Source organism: Arthrobacter sp. FB24, from assembly GCF_000196235.1.
Lineage (GTDB): Bacteria > Actinomycetota > Actinomycetes > Actinomycetales > Micrococcaceae > Arthrobacter.
In genome coordinates this window covers 3,407,902-3,434,071 of sequence record NC_008541.1, presented here as the reverse complement: position 1 = coordinate 3,434,071, position 26,170 = coordinate 3,407,902, and the positions used below count along the sequence as shown (strand labels likewise).

At 66.9% G+C, this 26,170-nt stretch carries 20 protein-coding genes, 2 tRNA genes and 1 pseudogene; 18 read left to right on the top strand and 5 right to left on the bottom strand.

Going from position 1 to position 26,170, the window contains the following annotated elements:
• Nucleotides 1-57 precede the first annotated feature (57 nt).
• The 6 genes from ARTH_RS15555 to ARTH_RS15530 all read left to right on the top strand — a co-directional run bounded on the left by ARTH_RS15555 (nt 58) and on the right by ARTH_RS15530 (nt 6,756).
• Entirely contained in the window at nt 58-1,227 is a 1,170-nt protein-coding gene (locus ARTH_RS15555; RefSeq protein WP_011692892.1) for a cystathionine gamma-synthase, read from the top strand.
• A 6-nt stretch (nt 1,228-1,233) separates the two neighbouring features.
• A complete protein-coding gene (locus ARTH_RS15550) occupies nt 1,234-2,538 on the top strand; it encodes a glycosyltransferase family 87 protein (RefSeq protein ID WP_011692891.1) in 1,305 nt (434 codons plus the stop codon).
• A gap of 33 nt (nt 2,539-2,571) precedes the next feature.
• Nucleotides 2,572-3,081, top strand: coding sequence for a winged helix-turn-helix transcriptional regulator (locus ARTH_RS15545; RefSeq protein WP_011692890.1), 510 nt, complete (start codon nt 2,572-2,574; stop codon nt 3,079-3,081).
• The gene (locus ARTH_RS15540) at nt 3,078-4,406 is read left to right on the top strand and encodes an MFS transporter (protein ID WP_011692889.1); all 1,329 of its coding nucleotides are present in this window, start codon (nt 3,078-3,080) and stop codon (nt 4,404-4,406) included. The genes ARTH_RS15545 and ARTH_RS15540 overlap by 4 nt, the downstream gene beginning before the upstream one ends.
• Before the next feature lie 224 nt (nt 4,407-4,630).
• The gene (locus ARTH_RS15535; RefSeq protein WP_232223528.1) at nt 4,631-6,013 is read left to right on the top strand and encodes a glycosyltransferase 87 family protein; all 1,383 of its coding nucleotides are present in this window, start codon (nt 4,631-4,633) and stop codon (nt 6,011-6,013) included.
• Nucleotides 6,010-6,756: an SDR family oxidoreductase gene (locus ARTH_RS15530; RefSeq protein ID WP_011692887.1), complete on the top strand. Its 747-nt coding sequence runs from the start codon at nt 6,010-6,012 to the stop codon at nt 6,754-6,756. Before ARTH_RS15535 ends, ARTH_RS15530 begins: the two co-directional genes overlap by 4 nt.
• Nucleotides 6,757-6,774: 18 nt before the next feature.
• Here the strand turns inward: ARTH_RS15530 and ARTH_RS15525 are convergent, their stop codons facing one another.
• Genes ARTH_RS15525 through ARTH_RS15510 form a run of 4 tightly spaced genes read right to left on the bottom strand, consistent with a single transcriptional unit; the run spans nt 6,775 to nt 11,578 of the window.
• Nucleotides 6,775-7,974 (bottom strand): acyl-CoA dehydrogenase family protein, encoded by a 1,200-nt coding sequence (locus ARTH_RS15525; RefSeq protein WP_011692886.1) that lies wholly within the window; start codon nt 7,972-7,974, stop codon nt 6,775-6,777.
• 48 nt (nt 7,975-8,022) lie between these two features.
• Entirely contained in the window at nt 8,023-9,543 is a 1,521-nt protein-coding gene (locus ARTH_RS15520) for an APC family permease (protein ID WP_011692885.1), read from the bottom strand.
• On the bottom strand, nt 9,540-10,760 hold the full coding sequence (locus tag ARTH_RS15515) for a glutathionylspermidine synthase family protein (protein ID WP_011692884.1): 1,221 nt from the start codon (nt 10,758-10,760) through the stop codon (nt 9,540-9,542). Before ARTH_RS15515 ends, ARTH_RS15520 begins: the two co-directional genes overlap by 4 nt.
• Nucleotides 10,761-10,762: 2 nt before the next feature.
• Complete coding sequence (locus ARTH_RS15510; protein WP_011692883.1) at nt 10,763-11,578, bottom strand: hypothetical protein; 816 nt, start codon at nt 11,576-11,578, stop codon at nt 10,763-10,765.
• Between the two features lie 175 nt (nt 11,579-11,753).
• Between ARTH_RS15510 and ARTH_RS15505 the strand changes: the two genes are divergently transcribed.
• From ARTH_RS15505 to ARTH_RS15455, 11 genes and pseudogenes are all read left to right on the top strand, one after another.
• Entirely contained in the window at nt 11,754-13,334 is a 1,581-nt protein-coding gene (locus ARTH_RS15505; protein WP_011692882.1) for a sensor histidine kinase, read from the top strand.
• Nucleotides 13,331-14,005, top strand: coding sequence for a response regulator (locus ARTH_RS15500; RefSeq protein WP_011692881.1), 675 nt, complete (start codon nt 13,331-13,333; stop codon nt 14,003-14,005). The genes ARTH_RS15505 and ARTH_RS15500 overlap by 4 nt, the downstream gene beginning before the upstream one ends.
• Nucleotides 14,006-14,099: 94 nt before the next feature.
• Nucleotides 14,100-14,753 (top strand): MOSC domain-containing protein, encoded by a 654-nt coding sequence (locus ARTH_RS15495; RefSeq protein WP_011692880.1) that lies wholly within the window; start codon nt 14,100-14,102, stop codon nt 14,751-14,753.
• A 433-nt stretch (nt 14,754-15,186) separates the two neighbouring features.
• On the top strand, nt 15,187-17,430 hold the full coding sequence (locus ARTH_RS15490; protein WP_011692879.1) for a DEAD/DEAH box helicase: 2,244 nt from the start codon (nt 15,187-15,189) through the stop codon (nt 17,428-17,430).
• 248 nt (nt 17,431-17,678) lie between these two features.
• Nucleotides 17,679-17,750: transfer RNA gene (locus ARTH_RS15485), tRNA-Thr, on the top strand.
• A 61-nt stretch (nt 17,751-17,811) separates the two neighbouring features.
• A tRNA-Met gene (locus tag ARTH_RS15480) sits at nt 17,812-17,888 on the top strand.
• Nucleotides 17,889-18,521: 633 nt separating this feature from the next.
• Nucleotides 18,522-19,325, top strand: a pseudogene (gene yidC, locus ARTH_RS15475) (membrane protein insertase YidC); the annotation flags it as partial.
• A 127-nt stretch (nt 19,326-19,452) separates the two neighbouring features.
• Entirely contained in the window at nt 19,453-19,962 is a 510-nt protein-coding gene (locus ARTH_RS15470; protein ID WP_011692877.1) for an RNA polymerase sigma factor, read from the top strand.
• A 1-nt stretch (nt 19,963) separates the two neighbouring features.
• Complete coding sequence (locus ARTH_RS15465) at nt 19,964-20,893, top strand: hypothetical protein (RefSeq protein WP_011692876.1); 930 nt, start codon at nt 19,964-19,966, stop codon at nt 20,891-20,893.
• A gap of 120 nt (nt 20,894-21,013) precedes the next feature.
• Complete coding sequence (locus tag ARTH_RS15460) at nt 21,014-21,673, top strand: SDR family oxidoreductase (protein WP_011692875.1); 660 nt, start codon at nt 21,014-21,016, stop codon at nt 21,671-21,673.
• 84 nt (nt 21,674-21,757) lie between these two features.
• Nucleotides 21,758-23,329, top strand: a complete 1,572-nt coding sequence (locus tag ARTH_RS15455) for a Na+/H+ antiporter (protein WP_011692874.1) — start codon at nt 21,758-21,760, stop codon at nt 23,327-23,329.
• A gap of 76 nt (nt 23,330-23,405) precedes the next feature.
• On the opposite strand, the gene ARTH_RS15450 is transcribed toward ARTH_RS15455, so the two are convergent.
• Nucleotides 23,406-24,608 (bottom strand): ROK family transcriptional regulator, encoded by a 1,203-nt coding sequence (locus ARTH_RS15450; protein ID WP_011692873.1) that lies wholly within the window; start codon nt 24,606-24,608, stop codon nt 23,406-23,408.
• A 253-nt stretch (nt 24,609-24,861) separates the two neighbouring features.
• On the opposite strand from ARTH_RS15450, the gene ARTH_RS15445 reads away from it, so the two are divergent.
• Nucleotides 24,862-26,151 carry an ABC transporter substrate-binding protein gene (locus ARTH_RS15445; protein WP_011692872.1) on the top strand — a complete coding sequence of 430 codons (1,290 nt, stop codon included), beginning with the start codon at nt 24,862-24,864 and terminating at the stop codon, nt 26,149-26,151.
• The last annotated feature ends 19 nt before the right edge of the window (nt 26,152-26,170 follow it).

Genomic DNA, 26,170 nt, shown 5'->3' with positions numbered 1-26,170 from the left:
GGGCCGGACCAGGACCTCGACAGGCTCGATCACCGGACACCAGCCGAAAGGAACGTCATGTCCAGAGAAAACCAAGGCTTCAACACCCGCGCCGTGCACGCCGGCCAGGCCTTTGAGCCGCGCACCGGCGCCGTGGTGCCGCCCGTGCACTTCTCCACCACGTACGCCCAGGAAGCAATCGGGGTGCTCCGTGCCGGCTATGAATACGGCCGCGGCACGAACCCCACCCGGGACTCCCTGCAGGAACAGCTCGCAGCCCTCGAAGGCGGCTCACACGCGTACTCCTTCAGCTCAGGCCTGGCCGCCGAGGACTCCCTCATCCGGGCCCTCACCCGCCCCGGGGACCACATCGTGCTGGGCAACGACGCCTACGGCGGAACCTACCGCCTGATCAGCCGGGTCCTGGGCGAATGGGGGATCGGCAACACCCCAGTGGACATGGCGGACCTCGAGGCCGTCGGCGCCGCGGTGGCAGCCCACAAGACCCGCCTCGTCTGGGTGGAGACCCCGTCCAACCCGATGATGAAGATCACTGACATCGCGGCCCTCGCCAAGGTCGCGCACGACGCCGGCGCCCTCCTGGTGGTGGACAACACCTTCGCGTCGCCTTATTTGCAGACTCCGCTGGCCCTTGGCGCCGACATCGTGGTGCACTCCACCACCAAGTACATCGGCGGCCACTCCGACGTCGTCGGCGGGGCGATCGTGGTCAACGACGCGGACCTCGCCGAGAAGATCGGCTTCGTCCAGTTCGCCGTTGGCGCCGTCTCCGGGCCAATGGACGCCTTCCTAACCACCCGCGGGCTCAAGACCCTCGGCGTCCGGATGGACCGGCACAGCGACAACGCCCAGGCCGTGGCCGAGTGGCTGCTGCAGCGCCCCGAAGTGGAGGCGGTGCTGTACCCGGGCCTGCCGTCGCACCCGGGCCACGAGCTGGCCAAAAAGCAGATGAAGAAGTTCGGCGGCATGATTTCCGTGCAGTTCAGGGGCGGCGAGACCGCGGCCCGTACCGTTGCGGAGAACACCTCGGTGTTCACCCTGGCCGAGTCCCTCGGCGGCATTGAATCGCTGATGAACTACCCGTCCGAAATGACGCACGCTTCGGTCAAGGGGACGGAACTGGCAGTGCCGGTCAATCTGATCCGGCTCTCCTGCGGCATCGAGGACGTCGAGGACCTGATTGCGGACCTCGAGCACGCTTTCACCTTCATTGGTACGGGCAGCTAGCAGCCGGTGACCATTTCGCTTCGGGCTATTTCGCCCACCACCCGCGGCTGGCTCGCGACGGCGGCCGGTGCAGTAGTCCTGGCCCTGGCAGTGTGGTTCCTGTACACGGACTACAAACCGTTTCTGAACGATTTCGAGGTCTACTACTACGGCGGCGGCCGTGTCCTGGCAACAGGTGAAGGCGGCGCCCACGAGCTCTACGCACCGCGTGACGGCCTTCCGTTCACGTACCCGCCGTTTGCTGCCCTGCTCTTTGCGTTGCTGGCGACGATGGACTTTGAGGCAAGCAGCCTGGTCTTCATCGTTGCTGCCCTGGCCGGTGCAGCGGTGGTGGCTGGCTGGCTGGCCAGGCACTACTTCGGCATGAAGTCGTGGCGCGCAGCCTTCGCGGATTACCGCTTCCGGACCACTGCCTTGGTGGGAACCGGCGCAATCCTGCTCCTGGGGCCGTGGCGGGACACGTTCGTATTCGGCCAGATCAACATCATCCTGATGGGCGTGATCCTCGCGGACTTCGCCCTGTACGGGAAGTCACGTGCGGGCGAAATCCGGTGGCCCGCCGGCCTGCTGATCGGACTGGCCGCCGGAGTGAAGCTCACCCCGCTCGCGTTCGGCCTGTATTTCCTGGTGCGCCGCGACTTCAAGGCGCTTGGCTGGATGGCCGCAGGCTTCTTCGGTTCCATTGCGCTGTCCTGGGCGATCCTGCCGCAGGCGTCATTGGCTTTCTGGACCAAGATCCTGCCGGACACCGGCCGGATCGGCGGACCGGCTTACGTGGACAACCTTTCCCTGAAAGGGCTGCTGCTGCACGTCGGCATGCCGGACTCGTCCGTAACCAACCTGGCGTGGCTGGTCCTGTCGCTGGCGCTGGTAGTACTCGCTGCGCTGGTCATCAAATGGGCGGTGGACGTGGACGAGAACTTCATTGCCGTGTCCGCCACTGCCGTGCTCATGCTGCTGATCAGCCCGGTTTCCTGGTCCCACCACTGGGTCTGGGTGGCTGTTGCGCTGCCCAGCATGGCTTTTGCGATGCACCGCGTGCCGTCACGCAACGGCAGGATGCGGACTGCCGGCTGGGTCATCGTGGCTTTCTCCACCATCGCCTTCTACATGACGCCGAAGAACCTGGCGGTCTGGGCCGGAGCGGCCGAATGGGGCAAGGACCCGCAGACGCAGTGGCAGCTAACGGTGTCCAGCCTGGGCGTGGTGTGTGGCATCGCGATGCTGGCCTACTGGGCCCTCGCGTACCGTCCTTCGAGGGCCTCGCTCCGCGCGGTTCCGGCCAGGCAATCCGGTATCCGGGCCACCTAGCTTTCTTGAAGAAAGTCAGCTACGGTTGCCTGCATGGCACTCCGCTCTGACTGGTCCCAACGCACCTGCGCCATGGCGCGCGGCCTGGACATCCTCGGCGATCCCTGGAGCATGCTGGTGCTCCGCGAGGTCTTCTTCGGCAACGGCCGCTTCGATGCCATGAAACAGCGGCTGATGGTGGCAGACTCCGTGCTCACCAAACGCCTGGCCGGCCTCGTGGACGACGGGCTGCTGGAGCGGAAACCGTACGACGACGGCGGCCGCACCCGCCAGGAGTACGTCCTCACCGGGAAAGGCGAAGACGCGCTGCCGGTGCTGAACGCCGTCGTGATCTGGGCTGAAAAGCATCTCCCGGCGCCGTCCGAGAAAGCGCACATGTTCGTCATCCACTCCACCTGCGGCCAGCGGACGTCTTCCGCGGACACCTGCACGGCCTGCGGTGAACGCCTCACCGCGGACAACACCAGCTGGCACAGCCTCGCCCGCACCCCGGAACCGGTCCCGCTGGCCACGGCAGCCGCACAGAACGGAACCGCGGCATGAGCGCCCCCAAGACCACCCTGCCTTCCGCTCCCGGGAAAGGGACCCGCCGCCGGCTGCATCCCGCGTGGATCGTAGCCGCCGTCGCCTTCCTTGCCCTGGTGGGCGCAGCCGGCTTCCGTGCGGCCCCAGGGGTCCTGATGGTTCCGCTTCAGAACGAATTCGGCTGGTCCACCACCGTCCTGTCCGCCGCCGTCAGCATCAACCTGGTGCTCTTTGGCCTCACCGCACCGTTTGCGGCGGCGCTCATGGAACGGTTCGGCATCCGCGCCGTGACCTCGGTGGCGCTGGTCCTGATCGGCGCCGGCAGTGCCCTGACCGTGCTGGTGAACCAGTCCTGGCAGATCCTGCTGACCTGGGGTCTGCTGATCGGACTGGGCACAGGTTCCATGGCACTGGTCTTCGCCGCCACGATCGCCAACACCTGGTTCGCCAAGAGCCGCGGCCTGGTGATTGGCATCCTGACGGCCGGGAGTGCCGCCGGGCAGCTGGTCTTCCTGCCCTTCATCGCCATGCTGGCGCAGGATCCCGGCTGGCGGCAGGCCTCCCTGCTCATCGCCGCCGGAGCGCTGGCCGTGGTGCCGCTGGTGCTTAAATTCCTCAAGAACTCACCCGCCGACGCCGGAGTGCTGCCCTATGGCGCCGACGCCGCAGCTCCGGACGGGAACGCAGCGCCTGGTGGGAACGCCGCCGTCCGGGCGCTGCAGGTGCTCAAGCGAGCCAGCAAGGTCCGGACGTTCTGGGCGCTGGTGGCCGGGTTCGCGATCTGCGGGGCCACCACCAACGGGCTCATCGGCACCCACTTCATCCCCTCCGCGCACGACCACGGCATGGCCGAAACCACCGCCGCTGGGCTGCTCGCCGTCGTCGGGATCTTCGACATCGTGGGCACCATCGCGTCCGGCTGGCTGACGGACCGTTTCAACCCGCGGATCCTGCTGGCGGTGTACTACCAGTTCCGCGGCATCGGACTGCTGGTGCTGCCGCTTCTGCTGAGCGCCACGGTCCAGCCCAGCATGATCGTGTTCGTGGTGATCTACGGACTGGACTGGGTGGCCACCGTCCCGCCCACCGCTGCCATCTGCCGCCAGGTGTTCGGCGCCGACGGCAGCGTGGTGTTCGGCTGGGTCTTCGCGGCCCACCAGCTCGGCGCGGCCGCCGCCGCCCTGGCCGCCGGCGCCATCCGTGACGCCACCGGCCAGTACACCTATGCCTGGTTCGGGGCAGCCGCCATGTGCACCATCGCCGCCGTCATCAGCGCCACCATCCGCAAGGACGCCGCGGCACGGGAGCCCGTCTTCGTGGAGGCCAGGGCCGCCGAAGGCTGAGCGCAGCCGCGTGCGGCGCCGGACGTGTGCAGCCTGGCAGCTGGTTCCGGGCGGGCTTGTGGTGCCACGCCGGGGGCGCGCAGCAGGGGACAAGGCCGCTGTTTCAGTAGGATGTGAGGACGATGCGCCGGATCCGGCGCGAGTCAGCCGGCACAACTTCGCGATACGCGCGCACCGCGCCTTCAGTGGCGCCGCTCTGCAGGAACAACGTTTGGGGACACGGGATGGCACTGCTCGACGCCGAAAGGGAGCTCGACGCCGGAACGCGCCTACGCGCCGGGACGGAACCACAGCCCGGGGCCGGGACCGCTGGAGCGTGGTACCGCAGCCGGCTGGCGCTAGGCATCTTCGGCGAAATGGTGACGCTGCTGGCCGTCCTCGCCGCAGCCTGGTTCGTCGCCCAACGTCTTGACGCCTGGGCCGGGCACGGCCTCGATTTCAGCGTCTACTGGCACGGCGGCAAGATCCTCAACGACGCCGGCCAGTCGCCGTCGGACCTGTACAGCCTGACCGTGGGCTGGGCCGGAGGACCGGAGTTGCCGTTCACGTACCCTCCGTTCGCCGCGGTGCTGTTCAGCCTGCTGGCCAGGCTGCCGGAGAAATCCGCGCTGATGCTGTTCAACGCCGCCGGGGCGGCCGTTGCCGTGTGGGTCGCCGTGCGCGGCGTGCGCTACTGGAGTGCGAAACAGGACTGGCGCTCCACCTTCGGGACCTCCGGGTTCCACGCAACACGGAACAAATGGGGCGCCGTGATCCTCCTGCTTGCCGTCCTGAACCTGGGTCCGTGGCGCGAGACCCTGGCGTTTGGCCAGATCAACATCCTGCTGATGGGGATCATGGCGGCCGACCTCCTGGCTCGGAACCAGCGCTGGAACCAGGGTTTTCCGGGCCGGGGCTTCCTGGTGGGAATGGCCGCCGGCATCAAACTGACACCGCTGGTTTTCGGCCTGTACTTCCTGATGCGCAAGGACTGGCGCGGACTGTTCAACATGGCCGGCGGGTTCGCCTTCACTGTGCTGCTGGGCTGGCTGGTCCGCCCGCCGGAATCGTTCCGCTTCTGGCTCGAGATCCTCCCGGACACGTCCAGGATCGGCGGCGCAGGCTACGTGGACAACCTCTCACTCAAAGGTGCGCTACTGCATTTCGGTGTTCCCGAAGCCGGCGTCACCGTTCCCTGGCTGCTATTGAGCCTGCTGGTTACAGGCACCGGCGCCATGGTGATCAAGGCCGCCAGCGACCAGGGCGCCCGGGTGGTGGCCATTTCGGCCACAGCCCTCACCATGCTGCTCATCAGCCCCGTTTCGTGGTCCCACCACTGGGTCTGGATGGCGGCAGTCCTCCCCGCCTTCGCCTGGACCCTGCGTGAGACACCGCACCGCCATCGCGCCACCCGCTGGCTGATGGGCGGAGTACTGGGGGCCTCGATCATCGTGTTCTTCTTTTCCCCCAAGAGCATCGGAGAGGCCCTGGGCGCGGAGAACCTGGACTTCCAGACGCCCGAGCCCTGGCTGATGGCCTCCAGCGCCGGAGTGTTCTGCGCGGTGGCCATCCTGGCGTGCTGGCTCGTGGTGCTCCGGCGGGGGTCCCTGGCCGAGGTGCCTGCATGAGCAGGACAGCGCTGGTGACCGGCGTGGGCCGCCTTGCCGGAATCGGTGCCGGCATTGCCCGCCGCCTGGCCGCCGATGGATGGGACCTGGTGCTGACGTACTGGCAGGACTACGACTCCCGGATGCCCTGGGGGATCCAGCCGGAGGACGTTGAACGCCTCACGGCGGAACTTGAAGCAACCGGCGCCCGCGTCTTTGCCGTGCCGGCGGACCTGGAGGATCCGCTGGCCGTGGACCGGCTCATGGCGGAAGTGGCGGAGCAGGCCGGACCGTTGCAGGGGCTGGTGCTCAGCCACGCCGAGTCCGTGGACTCCGGCATCCTGGACACCACCCTGGCCAGCTGGGAACGGCACTTCGCCGTCAACACCCGGGCCAGCTGGCAGCTGATCGCTGCCTTTGCCCGGCAGGCGGCGGACGACGGCGGCGCGATCGTGGCGCTGACCAGTGACCACACGGCGTTCAACCTGCCGTACGGCGCGTCCAAGGGAGCGCTGGACCGGACCGTCATTGCCGCGGCACGGGAGCTGGGGCCGATCGGCATCACCGCGAATGTGCTGAACCCCGGGCCGGTGGACACGGGCTGGATGGACAGGGCCCTGCGGGAGGACCTCACCCGGCAGCAACCCGGCGGAAGGCTCGGCACGCCCGCGGACGTGGCCGGAACCGTGGCGTTCCTGCTCTCACCGGAGGGCCGCTGGGTGTCAGGGCAGCTGATCAAGGCCGACGGCGGCTTCTCGGCCTAGGTTCACCCATCCGCCCGCCTACCGGAAGGCGCCGATGCCGGTGATGTGCTGGCCCAGGATGAGGGTGTGGACCTCGTCGGTCCCCTCATAGGTGCGGACCGACTCGAGGTTTGAGGCGTGCCGCAGCGGCGAGTAGTCCAGGGTGATCCCGTTGCCGCCCAGGATGGTGCGGGCCTCACGGGCAATGGCCAGGGCCTCGCGTACGTTGTTCAGCTTGCCGAGTGAAATCTGTTCCGGCCGCAGGGTGCCTGCGTCCTTGAGCCGGCCCAGGTGGAGCGCCAGCATGGTCCCCTTCTGGATCTCCAGGAGCATGTTCACCAGCTTCTCCTGGGTGAGCTGGTACCCGGCCAGCGGCCGGCCGAACTGGAGGCGGTCCTGCGAGTACTTCAGGGCGGCCTCGTAGGAATCGCGGGCGGCACCCATGGCACCCCAGGCAATCCCGTACCGCGCTTCGTTGAGGCAGGTGAAGGGGCCACGCAGGCCGCGGGCGCCCGGCAGCAGGGCCTCCGGACCCAGCCGCACGCCGTCGAACGCCACGTCGCACTGGATCGAGGCGCGCATCGAAAGTTTCCGGTTGATCGGTGTCGCGGTGACCCCGGGAGTTCCGGCCGGCACCAGGAAACCGCGGACGCCGTCGTCGGTCATGGCCCACACCACCATCACCCCGGCCACGGAAGCCAGCCCGATCCAGCGCTTGACGCCGTCGAGCACCCACCCGGCGTCGTCCCCGGATCCGTCGCGGCGGGCCACCGTGGTCATGGAGGACGGATCTGACCCGGCAGTGGGTTCGGTCAGGGCGAAACAGCCGATTACCTCGCCAGCGGCCATCCGGGGGAGCCACTCCTGTTTCTGGTCCTCGGAACCCCATTTGTGGATGGCGGTCATGGCCAGCGAACCCTGCACCGAAACAAAGGTGCGGATTCCGGAGTCCCCGGCCTCCAGCTCCATGGCCGCCAGACCGTACTCCACTGCGGAGCGTCCGGGACACCGGTAGCCCTCCAGGTGCATGCCGAGCACGCCCAGTTCACCCAGTTCCGGGGCAAGATCGAGCGGAAAGACGGCGTCGTCGTACCAGCGGGCAATGTCCGGTTTGATCCGCTGTTCCGTGAAATCGCGGATCCGCTCCCGGACGGCCAGCTCCTCAGCCGTCAGCAGGGCGTCGAGGCCCAGGACATCGGAGGCGTCGGAGATGGCGGGAAGGTCAGCGGCGTTGCTCATTGGAGCATCCTACGGCGTGCCTGCCCGGACTGCCTGTACCCGTTGTTCCTACAGTTCGCTGGGCTGCGCTTGCCGTGCCATGAAGTAGTCCCGGGTGGCGGGGGAGAAGCGGCACACCACGGCCAGCACCACGCCCAGCGCCAGCAGCACCACACCGCTGACGAAGGCGCCACCCACGCCGAAGATCTCCGTATCGCCGTAGGCGGGGTCCCACATCTGAACGGCGGAGATGAAGAACGCCGCGGTCAGCATCAGTGCCCCGAGCAGCGGCAGGATGCCCCGGAACCAGAGATTGCGGGCGGAAACGCGCAAGGTGCCCCGGAAGAACCAGACGCACGCGAAGCCGGTCAGCGCATAGTAGAAAGCAATGAACAGGCTGATGGCGCTGATGGAATCCGAAAGCAGGTTCTGGCTCAGGAAGCTCATGGCCACGTAGTACACGACGGCGGCAGCCCCCATCACCTGCGTGGAGAACCCCGGAGTCTGGTTTCGCGGGTGGACTTCGCCGAACTTGGCCGGCAGGGCGCCGTGGACGCCCATGGACAGCGTCCCGCGGGCGGTGGGCAGGATGGTGGTCTGGGTGGAGGACAGCACCGAGGCCAGCACGGCCACCACGATCAGCCAGCCCCACGGGCCGAGCACAACATCCTTCATGGCCAGGAAGACGTCATCCTGATTTTCCGCATTGCCGAGGCCGATGCCGTCCGTGCCCACGGTGGCATACATCATCACCAAGAGCGCCACGGAAACGTAGATTGCCATCAGGACGAAGGCGGAGATGACGGCCCCGCGGCCGGGCGTCTTGGACGGGTTCTCGGTTTCCTCGTTCACGGCCAGGCAAGTGTCCCAGCCCCAATAGATGAACAGGGCCAATAGGGCACCGTGAACCACTGCGCCGGGATCGGCGAAGGCACCCGCGGGGTTGAACCATTCGAAGTCGAACGCCTGGCCCTCCGGTGCTCCGCCCGTAATCCGGAACACGATGGCCAGCGCGAATATGCCCAGCGAGACATACTGCACGTAGGTCAGCACCCGCTGGACGTGCTCGCCGAGCCGGATGCCGCGGTAATTCACCAGGGTCATGAAAATGATGAACACGACGCCGGTGGCCGTCACCAAAAGGTCGTTTTCGGCCAGCGAACCGTCGCCAACCAGCAGCCACAGGTATTGCCCTGCCACTTGGGCCAGGTTGGCGAGCACCACGATGCCGGCCAGGGCGACGCCCCAGCCGCCCAGCCAGCCCGCCCATGGCCCGAATGCCCGGCGTGCCCAGATGAAGGTGGTGCCGCAGTCCGGCATGGCGGTGTTCAGTTCCCGGAAGGCGTAGGCGATGAAGAGCACCGGCACAAAGCCCAGGAGAAGGATCAGCGGGGTGTAGTTGCCATTGACCGCCACGATCAGGCCCAGCGTGGCGGCGAGTGAATAGACGGGGGCGGTGGACGCGAGCCCCAGCATGACCGAGTCGCCCAGGTCCAGGATGCCGGCGCGCAGCCCCTTGGACGGGACCTCCGGTCCCGGGCCGCCGGAGCTTCCCCCGGGTCCTCCCGCCGTCGTCGTCCCTGTGCTCATAGTGCGATACCTGCTTTGCTGGAGGAGGCCGAGGCGGCCTGGACTGAAAGAGGAGCCGGGGCGTCGATTGTGTTGGGGACGAACCGGCAGAAATAGTCGGTGATGGGGCCGTCGGATTCGCGGATGCCGCAGCCCACGGACTCGCCATCCACCACCCAGAGGCCCAGCACGGGGTGGTTGCCGTCGAAATCGGGCAGGGAATGGAACTGCTGGTAGCACCAGCCTTCGCGCCCGTAGCCGCCCGGCTGCTCCATGTTGACGCCGGCGGCGTGGATCTTGATGTTGTCCCCCTCACGGCCGTGCAGCGGCTTCGCCACCCATTCCTTCAGCGGCCCGGGCTCGTTGAGGTAGGCCGGGAGGAGGTTGGGGTGGTCAGGGTACAGGTGCCACAACGCGGCCAGGAGTGCCTTGTTGGACAGGAGCATCTTCCAGGCCGGCTCCACCCAGCGCGGGTTGTGGGCACGCTGCAGCAGCCGCTGGCCGAAGGGTTCCTTCATCATCAGCTCCCACGGATAGAGCTTGAAGATGGTGCTGATCATGAAGTTGTCCAGGTCCACGAAGCGGTTCAGGTTGGGGTCCCAGCCGATGTCGGACATGTTGATGCCGATGGTGGTCCAGCCGCCCTGGCCGGCGACGTCCCGCATGTAGGCCGCCGTCATCCAGTCCTCGCCGGACTGTTCGGCTTCCGAGTGCGCAATGTGCAGGGTGCTCATGCCGGTGCGGTACTGGAGTTTCTTCCACTGCCGGATCAGGGCCTCATGGATGCCGTTCCACTGGTCCTTTTCCGGGAACACGTCCTGCAGCCAGAACCACTGCGCCACGGAGGCCTCGATCAGCCCGGTGGGCGTGTCCGCGTTGTACTCGAGCATCTTGGCGGGGCCGCCGCGCCCGTCGTAGACGAAGTCGAAACGGCCGTAGACGTCCATGTCCCCGGCCTGCAGTGATTCCGCCGCCAGCTCCAGCGCCTGCGGACCGATCCCGATGTTGCCCATGGCCCCGGTGGCCAAGTACTTGGCCGCCTCAAGGCACATCAGGTGCATGTCCTCGGCGGTCTTCTCGAGGGTTTCCACCTCGTCCATGGTGAATTCGTAGTATGCGGACTCGTTCCAGTACTCGATCTTCTTGCCGTCAGGCATGGTGGTGGTGGAAAAGACCAGCCCCTGCTCCTCGATCTTCTGCTTCCAGTCGGGCCTGGGGGTTGCAGTCAGTCTCTTCATGCCTAGCCTCCCGTGCTTCCGCCCTTGGAGCTGCTGCCGAAGCCGCCCCTGCTGACCGTACCGCCCTTGGTGCTGTAGCCCTTGGACGTTTTCGCCCCCTGCGGCACGGTCTTGGTGAAGCCGGTGTATTGCGAGCGGTTCTGCCCAACCGGCGGAACACTGGCGCCGCGCGAGTAGAAGTACCAGGCGTAGATGCCGGAGCTCCGCCCGGCACTGCTGCTGTTGTCGCACCGGGTGTCGTCCACGCGCTCGCCGGTTTCATCGTTGAAGCAGACCTGGGCGTAGTCGGCCTCCGCCTCGTTGCTGGCCACGATGGCGGTGATGGTGCCTGCCAGCAGGGCAGTGACGCCGAGGCCGACGACGATGGTACGGCGCTGCGAGCGCTTCTTCCGTGCCGCTGCCTCCCTCTCGCGTTCGCGTTCGAAGGGATCGATGACTGGACCCGGTCCTGCCGCGGGGGACGGAACGGGACCTGCCCCCGGCGCTGCACCCGGCCCGCCGGCCTGGCCCTTCTGCCGCCGTCCGGCCTTCCTGCCCGGGTTCCCCGATTCGGGCGCCCCTCTGTCCGCGGCCGAGTCGTTGAGCAGGTCCGGGCGAAGCTCCGGTTTCGGGACCTGCCAGGGCGGCAGCTGCCCCGTCGCCGGATCGTGGGGCTGCGGCGTGAAGTCTTCGGGTGCGGTCATCCACCCGGGTTCGGAGGCGCCGGGACCACCGGCGCCGGCCGGCCCGCCATCCGGGCGCTGTTGGCCGGGGCGGCTGTCCTTTGGATCCTTCTTTGGATCCTTTGTAGGGTCCTGGTTCGGGTCCTGCGGTTCCATGGGTCCCCCTTGGTTGTCCATGCTCAAACTGTGATCCTCCACGCGCACGCCTGAGGCCGCGCGGCGACGCCGACGCGGCAAGACACTGGTGCGTAAACCTGAAGTCAGCCTAGTGCCTGACAGCAGGAGCTGTTAACGGAAAACGGGGGAGAACTGCCCATGCCAAGATGGAGCCATGGCAGCAGTTGAATCCGCCCGTGGCGGCGCCGCCCGATCCGGACCCGGGCGGTCGGGGACGGCACGCCCGGAGCTCCAGGGCATCGGGCGGAGCCGCTTTATCGTCGGCATGGTGCTTGCCGTCGTCCTGCCGCCCGCAGTGGAAGTACTAGTGACCCTGGCGGGCTACCGGAACTTCGCAATCATCATGCTGCTCCATCTCGCCGTCGCTGTGGCGGTGGCTGCCATCGGGGGATTCTGGCCGGCCGTCGTGGCGGCTGTCCTGGGCACAACGCTCCTCAACTACTTCTCAGCCGATCCCGTGGGCACGCTGTCCATCGCCGATCCCTCCACCCTGTTCACCCTGCTCGTGTTCCTGGCTGTGGCCTGCAGCGTGGCACTGGCCGTGGGCCTGGCCACCCGCCGGGCGCAGGAAGCCGCCAGGTCCGGGGCCGAAGCCACGGCCTTGAGCGAGCTCTCCCTGCGGATCCTCAGTTCCGACGGCAGCCTGGAGACGTTCCTCGAGAAGGTCCGCAGCAGGTTGGGAGTCGAAGCCGTAACCCTGGTGGCCGGCAGCTCACCTGGCAGCCCGCACGCTGCGGGATCTGCTGCCGGAAGCGGTCCGGGGCGGGCCCCCGGCAGCAACCCCGGGTGGGTCGCGCTGGCGAGTGCCGGGACGAGCGCGCCGGTGACGCACTCGGCCGCCGACCACGCCGTCGTCGTCGATTCCCGCTACACGCTGCTGATCAACGGCGGACCGCCCGCCGGTCAGCCGTTTTCCGGCCAGCACCAGCGCATGCTGGCCGCTTTCGGGGCGTTCCTGGTGGCGATCCTGGAGCGGCGCCAATTGGCGGCGAGCATGGAGGACAACCAGCGGCTTTCCGAGGGCAACAAGATGCGCACGTCCATCCTGAGGGCCGTCAGCCATGACCTGCGCACCCCGCTGGCCGGGATCAAGCTGGCCGTCAGCAGCCTGCGCCAGGAGGATGTGCGGTTCTCCCCGGAGGACGAACGCGAACTGCTCGCCACCATCGAGGACTCGGCCGACCGGCTGGACCACCTGATCGGCAACCTGCTGGACATGTCCCGGATCACGGCTGACTCGGTCAACCCGCTCCTGCGCGGGCTGGGCTGGGCGGACGTGCTGCCCGATGCGCTCAAAGGGCTGCCCGCGGCGCGGATCCGCGTGGAACTGCCGCCCAACCTGCCCCGCGTGGAGGCCGACGCCGGGATGCTGGAGCGCGTGGTGGCGAACCTGGTGGAGAACGCACTCAAATACGCGCGCGAAGCCGATGTGGTGCTGACAGCGCGGGCGGGGGAGGGAATCGCGCTGGCCGGCCGGCCTGCCAGCGAATTCCGCGTGGTGGACCATGGCTCCGGGGTTGCCCCGGCGGCGGTGCTGGACATGTTTCAGCCGTTCCAGCGGCTCAACGATTCCCAGCGCACCGGCGGCGGCCGCACCGTGGGGATCGGGCTGGGCCTGGCCGTTGCCAACGGCTTCACCGAAGCCATGGGAGGAACCCTTGCGGCCGAGCCGACGCCGGGCGGCGGGCTGACGATGGTGGTCACCCTGCCGCTGTGGGAGGGACCGCTGCCGTGACCCTGGTTCTGATTATCGAAGACGAGGCCCAGCTGGCCCGGGCCATGCAGATCAACCTCCGCGCCCACGGCTACCAGGCAATCACCGCGGGCCTGGGAGCGGACGGGCTGAAACTGGCCGCCCAGCATCCGGTGGACATCGTGGTGCTGGACCTCGGACTGCCGGACATGGACGGAGTGGAGGTGATCCGGGGGATCCGCGGCTGGAGCTCCGTTCCCGTCATCGTGCTTTCCGCCCGACACGCCTCGGAGGACAAAGTGGAAGCGCTCGACGCCGGGGCTGACGACTACGTGACCAAGCCGTTCGGCCTCGACGAGCTGCTGGCGCGGCTGCGCGCAGCCTCCCGGCGCTCGCCGGCCCAACGTGAGGCTCCTACCGTGGAAACTGCCGACTTCGTGGTGGACCTGGCGGCCCGCAAGGTGGTCCGGGACGGACATGAAATCCGCCTCACCCCCACCGAATGGAACATCCTCGAACTGCTGGTGCGCAACCAGGGGAAGCTGGTCAGCCAGCAACAGCTGCTCACCCAGGTCTGGGGCCAGGCGTACGCCAAAGAGACCCAGTACCTGCGCGTCTACCTGGCCCAGCTGCGGCGCAAGCTGGAGCAGGACCCGGCGAGGCCGCGCCACCTGCACACGGAAGCCGGCATGGGGTACCGCTTCGACCCCTGAGGCTGCCCGCCGGAGGTGGGCGGGCAAATCGGCCGCGGAAGTTGCCCGGGGAAGTTGCCCGGGCAATCAGGGCCGAAGAACCTAGACTGTAGCCATGGAAACCGCATCTGTGCTTGCCGTATGCCGGGTACACCAGCTTCTGAGCGATGAAGGGAGCGTGGGCGTCACGGCCATCGATAAGCGTGCCGTCGATGGTCCGGTCAAGGTCCATAAACTCGGGCTCCACGGCGACGTCCAGGCGAACCGCATCCACCACGGCGGTGCGGACCAGGCGCTGTACGCCTACTCGCAGGACGACGCCGACTACTGGGTGGGGGAGCTGCAGCGGGAACTGCCGCCTGGAGTTTTCGGCGAGAACCTGCGGGTCGCCGGAATAGGAACCACCACTGCGGTGATCGGCGAACGGTGGAAGATCGGCCTCGACGTAGAAGTCGAAGTGACATCGCCCCGCGTTCCCTGCGCCACCTTCCAGCGGCGTATGGACGAGGCCCGGTGGGTCAAGCGGTTCACCGAGGCAGGTCGGGTGGGCACCTACCTTCGCGTCATCAAGACGGGGACCATCCAGGCCGGCGACCATATCCACCGGCTGTTCGTTCCGAACCATGGCGTGACGATCGGCAGCTGGTTCAGCGCTCCCACCATCGAGGACATGGACGCGTTGCGGGACGCGGACGCGGACGGCGAGATCCGCCTGCAGCCGGAGTACCACGAGGAATTCGAGAAGATCCAGCGGCGCCTGGGCGTCTAGCGACACGGGGCCCCGGGCGGCCGCAGAGGCTCGCAAGTGCTGTCCCGAGGGGCCGGTGTGCGCAACGTCACCGCCGGCTTGCGGCCGGCGGGTTAGTGCAGGGAGGAACCATGCCTTACACTTGAAATATCCCCCACTCCGGAAATCCCTTATTCCTGCCCAATTTTTGAGGCAGGACTGGCAAGTGTTGGGGCCCGCACAAGCGATGCGGGCATTTTCATAGGGAGAGCCGGCTAAAGAAAACGCTGTACAGACTGCTGGGATAGCAGCCAAGAGATGCAGCGGGAAGTCCTGCCACGGGATTGCGAAAGCGCCGGACTTCTACGTGACCGGCCGGTCAATGTCTGCCCGGCGTCCAAACGGCACATGCACTGCGGCTCCGCTCACCTCGGGTTGTGCCGCCTGGCCCCCTATGGATGAGGAAAACTTCCCTATGCCCGAAAATCACAACGACGCCACCAACGAAACGGCAGCTGCCGAGACCACCGAGATGGCCGTAGAAACCCCCGAGACCGCCGCTCCCGTAGCAGGCTCCGCCCCCGTTTTCACCGAGGCACCGGCACCCGCTGAGGCGCCCGCCGCTGAAGAACGTCCGGCCGCCGAGGCGTCCGCCACTGAAGCCCCGAAGACTGAAGCGCCGAAGACCGAAGCCCCCAAGGCCGATCCCACCAGCGGCGAGGCTGACACTGAAGCTGAAGGCATCCGTTTCGCCGATCTCGGCATCGACGGCCGCGTCCTGGCCGCACTGCAGGACGTCGGCTACGAGAAGCCGTCCCCCATCCAGGCAGCAACCATCCCGCTGCTGCTCGAAGGCCGCGACGTCGTGGGCCTGGCCCAGACCGGCACCGGTAAGACTGCAGCATTCGCAGTACCGGCACTGTCCCGCCTGGCCGAGCTCCACGACCTCAACGGCCCGTCCCGCAAGACGCAGGCCCTTGTCCTCGCCCCGACCCGCGAACTGGCGCTCCAGGTTGCCGAGGCCTTCACCTCGTATGCCAAGCACATTGACGACTTCACGGTCCTCCCGGTCTACGGCGGCTCCGCCTACGGCCCCCAGCTCGCCGGCCTGCGCCGCGGTGCCCAGGTTGTCGTCGGTACCCCCGGCCGTGTGATCGACCACATCTCCAAGGGTTCCCTGGACCTGTCCGAACTCCAGTACCTGGTACTGGACGAGGCCGACGAAATGCTGCGCATGGGCTTCGCCGAAGACGTCGAACAGATCTTCCAGCAGACTCCTTCGGACCGTCAGGTTGCGCTGTTCTCGGCCACCATGCCGAGCCAGATCCGCCGGATGTCCAAGCAGTACCTGAACAACCCGGCCGAGATCTCGGTGAAATCCAAGACCACCACCGGTGCGAACACCCGCCAGCGCTACTTGCAGGTCATGGGCCCGCACAAGCTCGACGCGCTGACCCGCATCCTCGAGGTTGAAGAGTTCGACGGCGTCATCGCCTTCGTACGCACCAAGATGGCCACCGAGGACCTCGCTGACAAGCTGAAGTCCCGCGGCTTCCAGGCTGCCGCGATCAACGGTGACATCCCGCAGCAGCAGCGTGAACGCACCGTGGACGCGCTGAAGGAAGGCCGCATCGACATCCTGGTGGCCACCGACGTCGCCGCCCGTGGCCTTGACGTGGAGCGCATCAGCCACGTGGTCAACTACGACATCCCCCACGACACCGAGTCCTACGTCCACCGCATCGGCCGCACCGGCCGTGCAGGCCGTTCCGGCGACGCCATCCTGTTCATGACGCCGCGCGAGAAGTACCTGCTGCGTTCCATCGAGAAGGCCACCCGCCAGCCGGTGGAGCAGATGCACCTCCCCACGGCCGAGACCGTGAACACGCTGCGCCTGGGCAAGTTTGCCGAGCGCATCACCGAGACCCTCGCGTCCGAGGATGTTGCACCGTTCCGCGACCTGATCTCCTCCTACGAGGAAGAGCACAACGTCCCGGCCTCGGAGATCGCTGCAGCACTGGCCATCATGGCGCAGGGCGGCCAGCCACTCCTGGTCAAGGAACTGCCCGCAGCTCCCGAGTTCCAGAAGCGCGAACGGTCCAAGGACGGCTTTGGCTCACGCGGCCCGACCCGCACACTGACCGAGGGCAACGCCACCTACCGGATCGCCGTCGGACGCCGCCAGCGCGTCATGCCGGGTTCCATCGTTGGCGCCATTGCCAACGAGGGCGGTATTTCCTCGGCCCAGATCGGCGGCATCGACATCCGCTCGGACCACTCCCTCGTGGAGCTTCCGGCGGACCTCAGCCCCGAGCAGCTGCGTGCACTGTCCCGCACCCGGATCGGCGGCGAGCTGATCCACCTCGAGCTGGACAACGGCCGCAAGCCCTCCGGTGGCGCCGGTGAGCGTGGCGGTTACCAGGGAAACCGTGGCGGCGACCGCGGCGGGTACTCCGGCGGCGGAGACCGTGGCGGCAACTTCAAGGGCAACGGCGGGTTCAAGAAGGAATTCCGCAAGAACGACGGCGAGCGGTCCTCCGCTGACCGTGGCGGCCGCTCCTTCAGCGACCGTTCGGAGCGCAGCGTAGGCGCTGACAGCGGCGCCAGCCGCGGCCAGGCCAGCGACTCCCGCTTCGGCGGCCACGGCGACGGTGCACGTAAGCCGCGCCATGGCAACGAAGGCGGACACCGCGACTTCAACCGCAAGGGCAAGTGGTAAGCCCTAGCAGCATCAGGCACTGAAAACGGGCCGGCTTTCGAGCCGGCCCGTTTTCGTTTAACCCGTCCATCCGCACGCGGCCCCATGTATGCTTCGTCACACGGAGCCTGCAACGCTGCTGCAGGAGCTTCTGCCAAGGCGTTCGGCGGCGTTTTTAGACCCGGTTTTCCGGGGTTTTTGGCCAGTTGGGACCTATCCTGCCGTCGATTTGTTGGGAGCGGAATCTTCCGGTAGAGTATTTACTCGTTGCCCCCCTAGCTCAGTGGTAGAGCGCGTTCTTGGTAAGAACGAGGTCACCGGATCGATTCCGGTGGGGGGCTCTGAATGAGAGCCTGTGTCAAGGCGGTTTTTGACCGGCTTGATGCAGGTTTTCTCATTCGTGGCGGTGTAGCTCAGTTGGTTAGAGCGCACGACTCATAATCGTGAGGTCGGGAGATCGAGCCTCCCCACCGCTACCAAAACCGCAGGTCAGAGGCATGTTGCCTCTGACCTGCTTTTGTTTGTGCACACGGTCCAAGGGAAACCCAACTAATTCGACTTCAGTTGGTATCGCCCACCCGGTTCTGGCTTAGGCGTACCGGCTCAGGCGTGCCACCCGGTTGCCGGGACGGCATGGCAGTCAGCACAGGCATAGGGGGCCTGGTGTTCACGGTTGTTGTCCAGATCGGCGCCCCGGAGCGCTGACGCCGCCCTGCTTGATTGCGCTGGCAGGGCGTCTTTAGTGGCGGTGAGACCTTGCGCGGACCGTGGCCGCAGCAAGACCTGCGGCGGCTATCAGGGATCCAACCATGATGGCAACGCCTGAGAGGTATTCAGTGAAAGTCATTTCGGCACACCTTCCATCTAGTAGTGCACCGAAGCTACCCGCCCAGGCGGGGTGTTAGTGGAGGATCGCCGTGTCGGTTGCTCACGATTAGGTATCGGCGTATCGGCGCATCGGAAACACAACCCGGAGCCACTGCTAGTGGATCGCCAGCGTGACGGCATCAAGTGTGGCCACGGTCGGGTTGGTGGCCCCTGACGCATGCGGGGACCGTGACAAGGGCCGCCATCCGCAGTAGCTTGGCAGCAACTGGTGGATGGGGATCTCAGTGGACTTCTTTGAAGCAATCATGCTTCCGTTCAAGTGGCTGGTCTCCACCATCATGGTGGGCTTCCACGACGGACTGGCCGCCATGGGCATGCCGGCCGCCGACGGATGGACCTGGACGCTGTCCATCATCGGGCTGGTGCTGGTCATCCGTGCCGCCCTGATCCCTGTGTTCCTGCAGCAGGTCAACGCCCAGCGCCGAATGCGCCGCCTGCAGCCGGACCTGAAGAGCCTGCAGGACAAGTACAAGGGCAAGGCCGACCAACTGTCCCGCCAGGCCATGGCTCAGGAGCAAATGGCCCTCTACAAGAAGCATGGAACCAGCCCGTTCTCCGCCTGCCTGCCCCTGCTGATCCAGGCACCCTTCTTCCTGGCCCTCTTCCAAGTGCTCTCCGGCATCTCCTCCGCGGCCGGGCGCGGCCAGGGCATCGGGACCATGAGTCACGAGCAGGTGGTGCAGTTCGATCAGTCGAGCATCTTCGGAGCCCCGCTGTCCGCGTCGCTGCTGCACGGCTCCGGCGGCGGCGATGCTCTTGCGGTGACGGTGCTGGCCATCGTGATGATCCTGGCCATGACGGCTGCGCAGTTCCTTACCCAGAAGCTGATCATGGCCAGATTCGCGTCCGGAGAGGCCGAGGCCGGTCCGGCGATGATCCAGCAGAAGATGATCCTCTACGTCCTGCCGGTTATCTTCGGAGCCGGCGGCATCGTGTTTCCCATTGGCGTCCTGATCTACTGGACCGTTTCCAACCTGTGGACGCTGGCGCAGCAATTCGTGGTGAGGGACCGGGCAGTCGGCCCCGGCAGGGTGCCTTAATCAACGCCGGGACGGGCATGCGCCGAAAATTTCCCGGGATGTGAGTAACGCCTGGCGGCGGGCCGGAAACAATACAGATAGAACGCGACTCAGGACTACTCATCAGGGGGATATCGTGCTTTCCGAGCGTGAACTGGAGTTTATAGCCCTACACAAGGACAACTATCCGGCGGTCTTCCGGTATGTGCGCCGAAGGGTGGAATCACCGGAGGTGGCAGAGGAAATCGCCGCCGACGTCTTCCGGGTGGTGTGGCAGAAGTGGGGCGACCAGCCGAGGACCGATATCGCCTGGCTGGTCACCGTAGCGCGGAACATGATCGGCAATGCGTATCGGAGCCGAGACCGCCAGCGCGCGCTGCAGGAGAAGCTGCGCGCCGCGGCCGTCCTCAACTTCGGAGACGGATCCGAAAACCTGGCCGTGCATGATGCCATGGACGGTCTGCGGGAGAAAGACCGGGACATCCTCCAGCTCGCCTACTGGGACGGGCTGGACGCGGCGGAAATCGCTGATGTGCTCCAGTGCAGCGAGTCCGCAGCGAAGGTTCGGCTGCACCGGGCGCGGGCTGCGTTCCGGAAGCAAATGCCTGCAGGAGCAGAAACGATCGCACAGAGGATGGGTGCCTGAAATGGATCAGATCAAGAACATGATTTCCGCGACGGATCCCGTGCGCAACGATCCGTCCACGCCCGACGGCGAAGCGGCCCTTCGCCGGATGCTGTCCGAACCGGCCGCGTTCAGCGACCGGCTCCCGGCCGGTGCAACCTCGCTCGAGGAGCGAAGGCTGCGGCGTGCCCGGCTCGCCGGCGTGATCACCTTGGCCGCTGCGGCCGTTACCGCCGGAGTTCTGGCGGCCACCAACCTCGGCCCGCTGGCGTCCGCGCCAGGTCCGGCCACCACCGTCACCGGATCGATTTCGCCAGCGCCGACGACAACAGCGCCGAGGACAACAGCGCCGCCTACAACGGCGCCGCCCCTGGCCGCTTCGGTGCAGACTTTTGTCTTCCCCGACGGACATCTCTCCTTCGCTTACCCCGAAGGGTGGAGCGTCCGGACGGAACAGGGCCCGTACCTGTCTGAAGAGGCGAAGGCCGGATCCGTCGTCGCGGTGGTGGCTGACGACTCCGGCTCCGAGGTGGCCCGGGTCCTCAGCGGGATGTACGGTGACGGGGCGGCGGGCAGCGTCAAACGCACCGTCCTTGACCACACGCCCGTGCCGGGGATCACCGACGCGTCGGGGAACCCCGCGGAGTTCGGTTTCGCCGCAGACCAGATCCTTCCCGTCTCCTACCCGGGAATGCCGGCGCCCACCGAGCCGGCCGACGGCACCGCGCTCTACTATTTCATGGACGTCAGGCTGGCCCAGGAGTTCCTGCCGACGCAGGCCACTTCGGGGACCAACCAGATCCGCCTGCCGAACGGGGTGATGTCGGCCTATGCCGTGTTCGACCTCGAAAAGCAGCCGGCCTTCGCCACACCCGATGCGGCGAGGGACTGGATGGCAAGCGAACGGTACGCGCAGCTGAAGGCTCTCCTCCTCAGCCTGCGCTACTCGTAGCCCGGCCCAGGCTCCGTGCACAAGGTCCTCCCGCCCGCGCAGGGCGGGAGGACCTTGTTGCCGGTTAAGCCAAGCGCGAGCGCGGGTGCGGCCACGCCGCCCGTGGGACAGAATGGGTCAATGACGCGCATCGCAATCATCGGCGGCCACGGCAAAGTGGCTTTGGAACTGGCCAGAATCCTCGCGGCGGACGGTGAGGACGTCACGTCCTTCTTCCGCAACCCGGACCACACGGATGACGTGGCAGCGACCGGCGCCACGCCGTCGGTCCTGGATGTCGAACACTCGACGACGGCGGAACTCGCCGCCGCCCTCAGCGGCCACGACGCCGTGGTGTGGTCCGCGGGTGCCGGCGGCGGCAGCCCCGAACGCACCTATGCCGTGGACCGGGATGCAGCCATCCGTTCCATGGACGCAGCAGCTGAGGCCGGCGTCGGGCGCTATGTCATGGTGTCCTACTTCGGTGCAGGACCGGACCACGGAGTCCCGGCGGACAACAGCTTCCACGCCTATGCCGAGGCGAAGGCCGCCGCGGACCAGTACCTCCGCGGAACGGACCTGGCCTGGACCATCCTGGGGCCGGGAACCTTGACGGACGGCCCCGGCAACGGCCTCATCGACGTCAATCCGGCGGACACGTCGGCTGGCACCGCCACCTCACGGGCCAACGTGGCACTCGTGACGGCCGCCGTCCTGGGCCTGCCGGACACCGCCGGACGGACCATCGAGTTCCGGGACGGCAGCCTGCCGGTCGCAGCGGCCCTGCAGCCCGCCCGATAGGCAGGCTGCCCCGGCGCAACCCGATAATGTGGGGGAGGCGCGGGCGCATGACCGCGGCGCCTCCGCTTCGGGGAAAGTGAGCCTATGGACCAGCTGGCGCTGATTATCGGACTCCTGCTTGCCACAGTCGTGGCGGTGGGTCTGGGGGATAGGCTCCGGCTGCCCTATCCCGTGCTCATGCTGATCCTGGCGGCATCCCTGACGTTCATCCCCGGCTTTCCGGCGATGGATATCTCACCGGAGCTGATCTTGCCCATCTTCCTGCCGCCGCTGCTGTTCGCGACGGCCCAGCGCAGTTCCTGGGCCGTGTTCCGGGTCCGCTGGCGCACGCTGGTCATGCTCGCCGTGGCCCTGGTGGTGGTATCCACGGCAGCAGTCGCCGGGGCGGCCTGGCTCATGATCCCGGGAATCGGGATCCCCGCCGCCATCGCCCTGGGCGCCATGGTGGCTCCGCCGGACCCCGTGGCCGTGGAGTCCGTGGCCGGCCGGGTGCATATGCCGCGGCGGCTCATTACGGTCCTGCAGAGCGAGGGCCTCTTCAACGATGCCGCCGCTATCGTCATCTTCCAGGCTGCCGTGGCGGCGGCCGTCTCCGGCAGCAGGATAGGGCCCGACGTCGTCCTCAAGTTCCTCGTGGGGGCTGCGGTTGCGGTGCTGGTGGGCGTCGCCATGGGCTGGGTCACGGCGCTGATCACCCGGTTGGTGACCTCCATGGTGGCCCGCAGCGCGGTCACCCTGGTTGTACCGTTTGCCGCCTACATCCTCGCCGAGGAAGTGCACGCCTCAGGCGTGATCGCCGTCGTCGTTACCGCCCTGGAGATGCAGCGCCACTCGCGTCCGCAGGACGCCGCCGAACGGGTCACCCGGACGGCCTTCTGGGACGTGGTGGAACTTCTGGTGACCGGCCTGGCCTTCGGGCTGGTGGGGCTGGAAATCCGCCAGGTCATCCACGATGAAGGCACTGAGATCTACGGCATGATCGGCACCGCCGTGGTGGTGTGCGTCATCGTGTTCGCGGTCCGGTTCCTGTGGCTCGGCCTCCTGGCGGCCTCGGCACGCAAACGGGAGAACCTGCTGCAGCCCACCTCGGCCAAGGAAGTCCTGATCCTGACCTGGTGCGGGATGCGCGGCCTCGCCACCCTGGCGCTTGCGCTGGCACTGCCCCTCACGCTGGATGACGGAACGCCGTTCCCGGCGCGCGACCACCTGCTGGTCATCGCCTGCGCGGTGCTGCTGGCCACGCTGGTGCTGCCGGGCCTGACACTGCCCTGGCTGATGAAGGTCCTTAAAGCCACCGGAGACGGTTCGGAGGAACGCGACGCCGCCCGGGTGCTCGCCAAGCGGGCGCAGCAGGCTGCCGTCGCCGCGCTGAAGGACAACGACCTCATGAAAGAGCTCCCGCCGGAGAAGGTGGCGCTGGTCAAAGAGAAGATGACGCGCCTGCATGCGGAGCTCCTAGACGGAAGCCTGAAGAATGAATCGGTGGGGGAGAAACGCAAGCGCGGCCGCGAACTCGCCATTGCCGTGCAGACCATCGCGCTCGACGCCGCCCGCCAGGAAGTCGTGGCGGCCCGGAACGAACCGGACATGGACCCGGAAGTCGCGGACCGGGTGCTCCGCCAGCTGGACCTCCGCACCATGATCATGCCGGAGTAGGAACAGTACGCACGGACAGTTGCGGCCCCTGATTCCAGTGCCCCAAGTGTCCGTTCGCGTTCTGGGACGCGGCACCCTAGGCCGAGGCCGCGAGCTCCAGGTCAAGGGTGTTCTTCTCCACGTAGTCCAAGGCGCACCGGACCGCACCCACGGTCACGATTGAGTCACCCAGGGGGGAAGCCGCCACGGTCGGGGGAGTGGCGGTGAACCCGGGAAGCCGTTCTGCGATGGGCTCAAGCAGCACGCCTGCCGAGTTTGCCACGGCGCCTCCGATGACCACCAGCTCAGGGTTAATGATGGTGGCCACGGCCCCGATGACCCTGGCCATGCGGTCAGCCAGCCGCTCCAGGATCTTCAGGGCAACAGCATCCCCGGCGGCGGCAGCGGCGAAAACATGTTCTGCCTCGACGGCGCCGGCCGTGTGCTCCCGGAGCGAGGTTCTGGCCTTCCCGGCCAGGGCCTCCGCAGCCCAGGTGCGGGCCAGGTAGGCGATGCCGAAGGTGTCCCCCACACCCTCCACCATGTCAAGGAACGCCAGCTCGCCGGCGCCGCCGCCCCGGCCGTGCAGCAGCCGCCCGCCGTCGATCACTCCCGAGCCGAGGCGTTCACTGGCGAGGATAACGACGACGTCGTCCACGCCGGCCGCCGCACCGCGCCAGCGCTCGCCCAGGGCGGCAAGGTTGGCATCGTTTTCCAGCAGCACCGTCCACCCGCGCAGGTCCCGCAGCGCCGCCTTCAGGCCGACGTCGAACAGTCCCCAGAAGTGCTGGGTCACCAGCACTTCGCCGTTGCGGTCCACAGGGGCCGCGATTCCGGCGCAGACAGCGAGCACCGCGTCAGGGGAGGCCCCCACGCTGTGCAGGGCCATCATGGCGGTCCGGTCAACCACGGCGACGCGTTCTTCCGCGGTGATCTCGGCGCCGGCGAACGGCTGGCTGGACCGGCCCAGGGCTTTGCCGCGGAGATCGGACACCACCACAGTGGCCTTGGAGATACCTACGTCCATGCCCAAGACGTATCCGGCGCGCTCGTCGAGCTCGAACCGGCGCGCCGGCCTGCCTTTCTGGTAGCCGCCAAAGGCCCGCTGGTTTTCCAGTTCGCGGATCCATCCGCGCTCCATGAGGTCCTCGCAGACGGAAATGGCCGTTGCCCGGGTCAGCCCGGTGGCTTCCATGACTTCCGTGACCGTCACCGCCTGGGAAGCGCGCATGAAATCGAGCACTGCCCCGGCGCTCACCCGGCGCAGCAGCTGGGGCGTTGCAGCAGTCATTTCCGACATGGTGTTGACCTCTCTGTGCTTTGCACCACATAATACTTGAGGAACTAAATTTAGATTCCAAATAAACGTTGATTGCATATTCACGCAGAGCCTGGCGGGTCGGACGCCCGCCGAACGCCGGCTCTTCTTCCAGCCCTTCACCCGCCTTTTGCAAAGGAGCAACTGTGAACCGCATCCTGAAGCACTGCCCGCCCGCACTGCAGGCACAGCCCCGTCACTCCCGCACGTCAGCCCCTGCCCAGTGAACGCGGCTGTGCCCGCAGCACTGCCCAGCAGGCGTTCCCTGCTCCGGGCCGCCGGACTGGCCGGAGCGGCATTCATGGTTCCCCTTTCCGGCTGTGGCGCCGGGCCCGCTGCACAGGACGGGGTCACCACGCTCCGGTTCATGCAGAACAAACCCGAAGTAGTGGACTACTTCAACCAGGTGATCAAGGACTTTGAGGCGCTGAACCCGGACATCCGGGTGGTCCAGGACTTCAACGAGGGCAACTTTGTTCCGGGCCTCGTCCGCAATGATCCGCCGGATGTGGTGACCCGCGGTTTCGCGCAGGCCACCGCCGACTTCGTCAAGAAGGGCATCTTCGCCGACCTCTCGGACATGCCCGTGGCAAACACCATCGACCCGAAGATGCAGGAGCTCATCAACTCCTGGGGCCAGTACAACGGCACCGAGATCAGTGCCCTGCCGTTCTCGCTTGCGGCAGCCGGCGTCATCTACAACCGTGACATCTTCGAGGCCCAGGGGGTCCCTGTTCCCACCACCTGGGACGGATTCGTTGCGGCCTGCGAGAAGTTCAAGGCGGCCGGCATCGCTCCGATCTACGGAACGTACAAGGACCCCTGGACCCTCGCCCAGGGCATGTTCGATTACGCGTCCGGCGGCACGCTGGACGTTGCGGAATTCTTCATGAAGCTCAAGGCCAGGGGTGCCGGCATCACCAAGGACTCCGCAGAGTCGTTTGCCAACAACTTCGGCCCTGCCCTCCCCAAGATGCTCCAGCTTGCCTCGTTCTCGCAGAACGGAGCGGCCAGCAAGAACTACGCGGATGGCAATGCCGCGTTCGCCAAGGGGCAGGCAGCCATGTATCTGCAGGGCCCGTGGGCGCTATCGCAGCTCGTGGCAGCCAACAAGAACATCAGGCTGGGAACGTTCCCGCTGCCGGTGACGAACAACCCGGCGGAGACCAAGGCGCGCGTGAACGTGGATATGGCGCTCTCCATCACCCGCAACACGCCCAACATGGCTGCGGCTCGGCGGTTCGTCAACTACCTGCTGGAACCGTCCGTGGTGAACACGTACAACGAGAAGAATGCTGCGTTCTCGCCGCTCAAGGACGCACCCGCCGTCAGCAATCCGCAGATCACCGGGTTGAATGCTGCGGTCCAAGAGGCCCGCTACTTCCAGGGCGCCGTTACCTACTTCCCGCCGTCGGTCCCCGTAAACAACTACATCCAGTCCTTCGTGTACGGCAAGAACGGCGACCAGTTCCTTTCCGCGCTCGACGACGAATGGCGCCGGGTCGCCGAGCGTACCGCGGTCTAACCCTCACCCCGAATGCAGG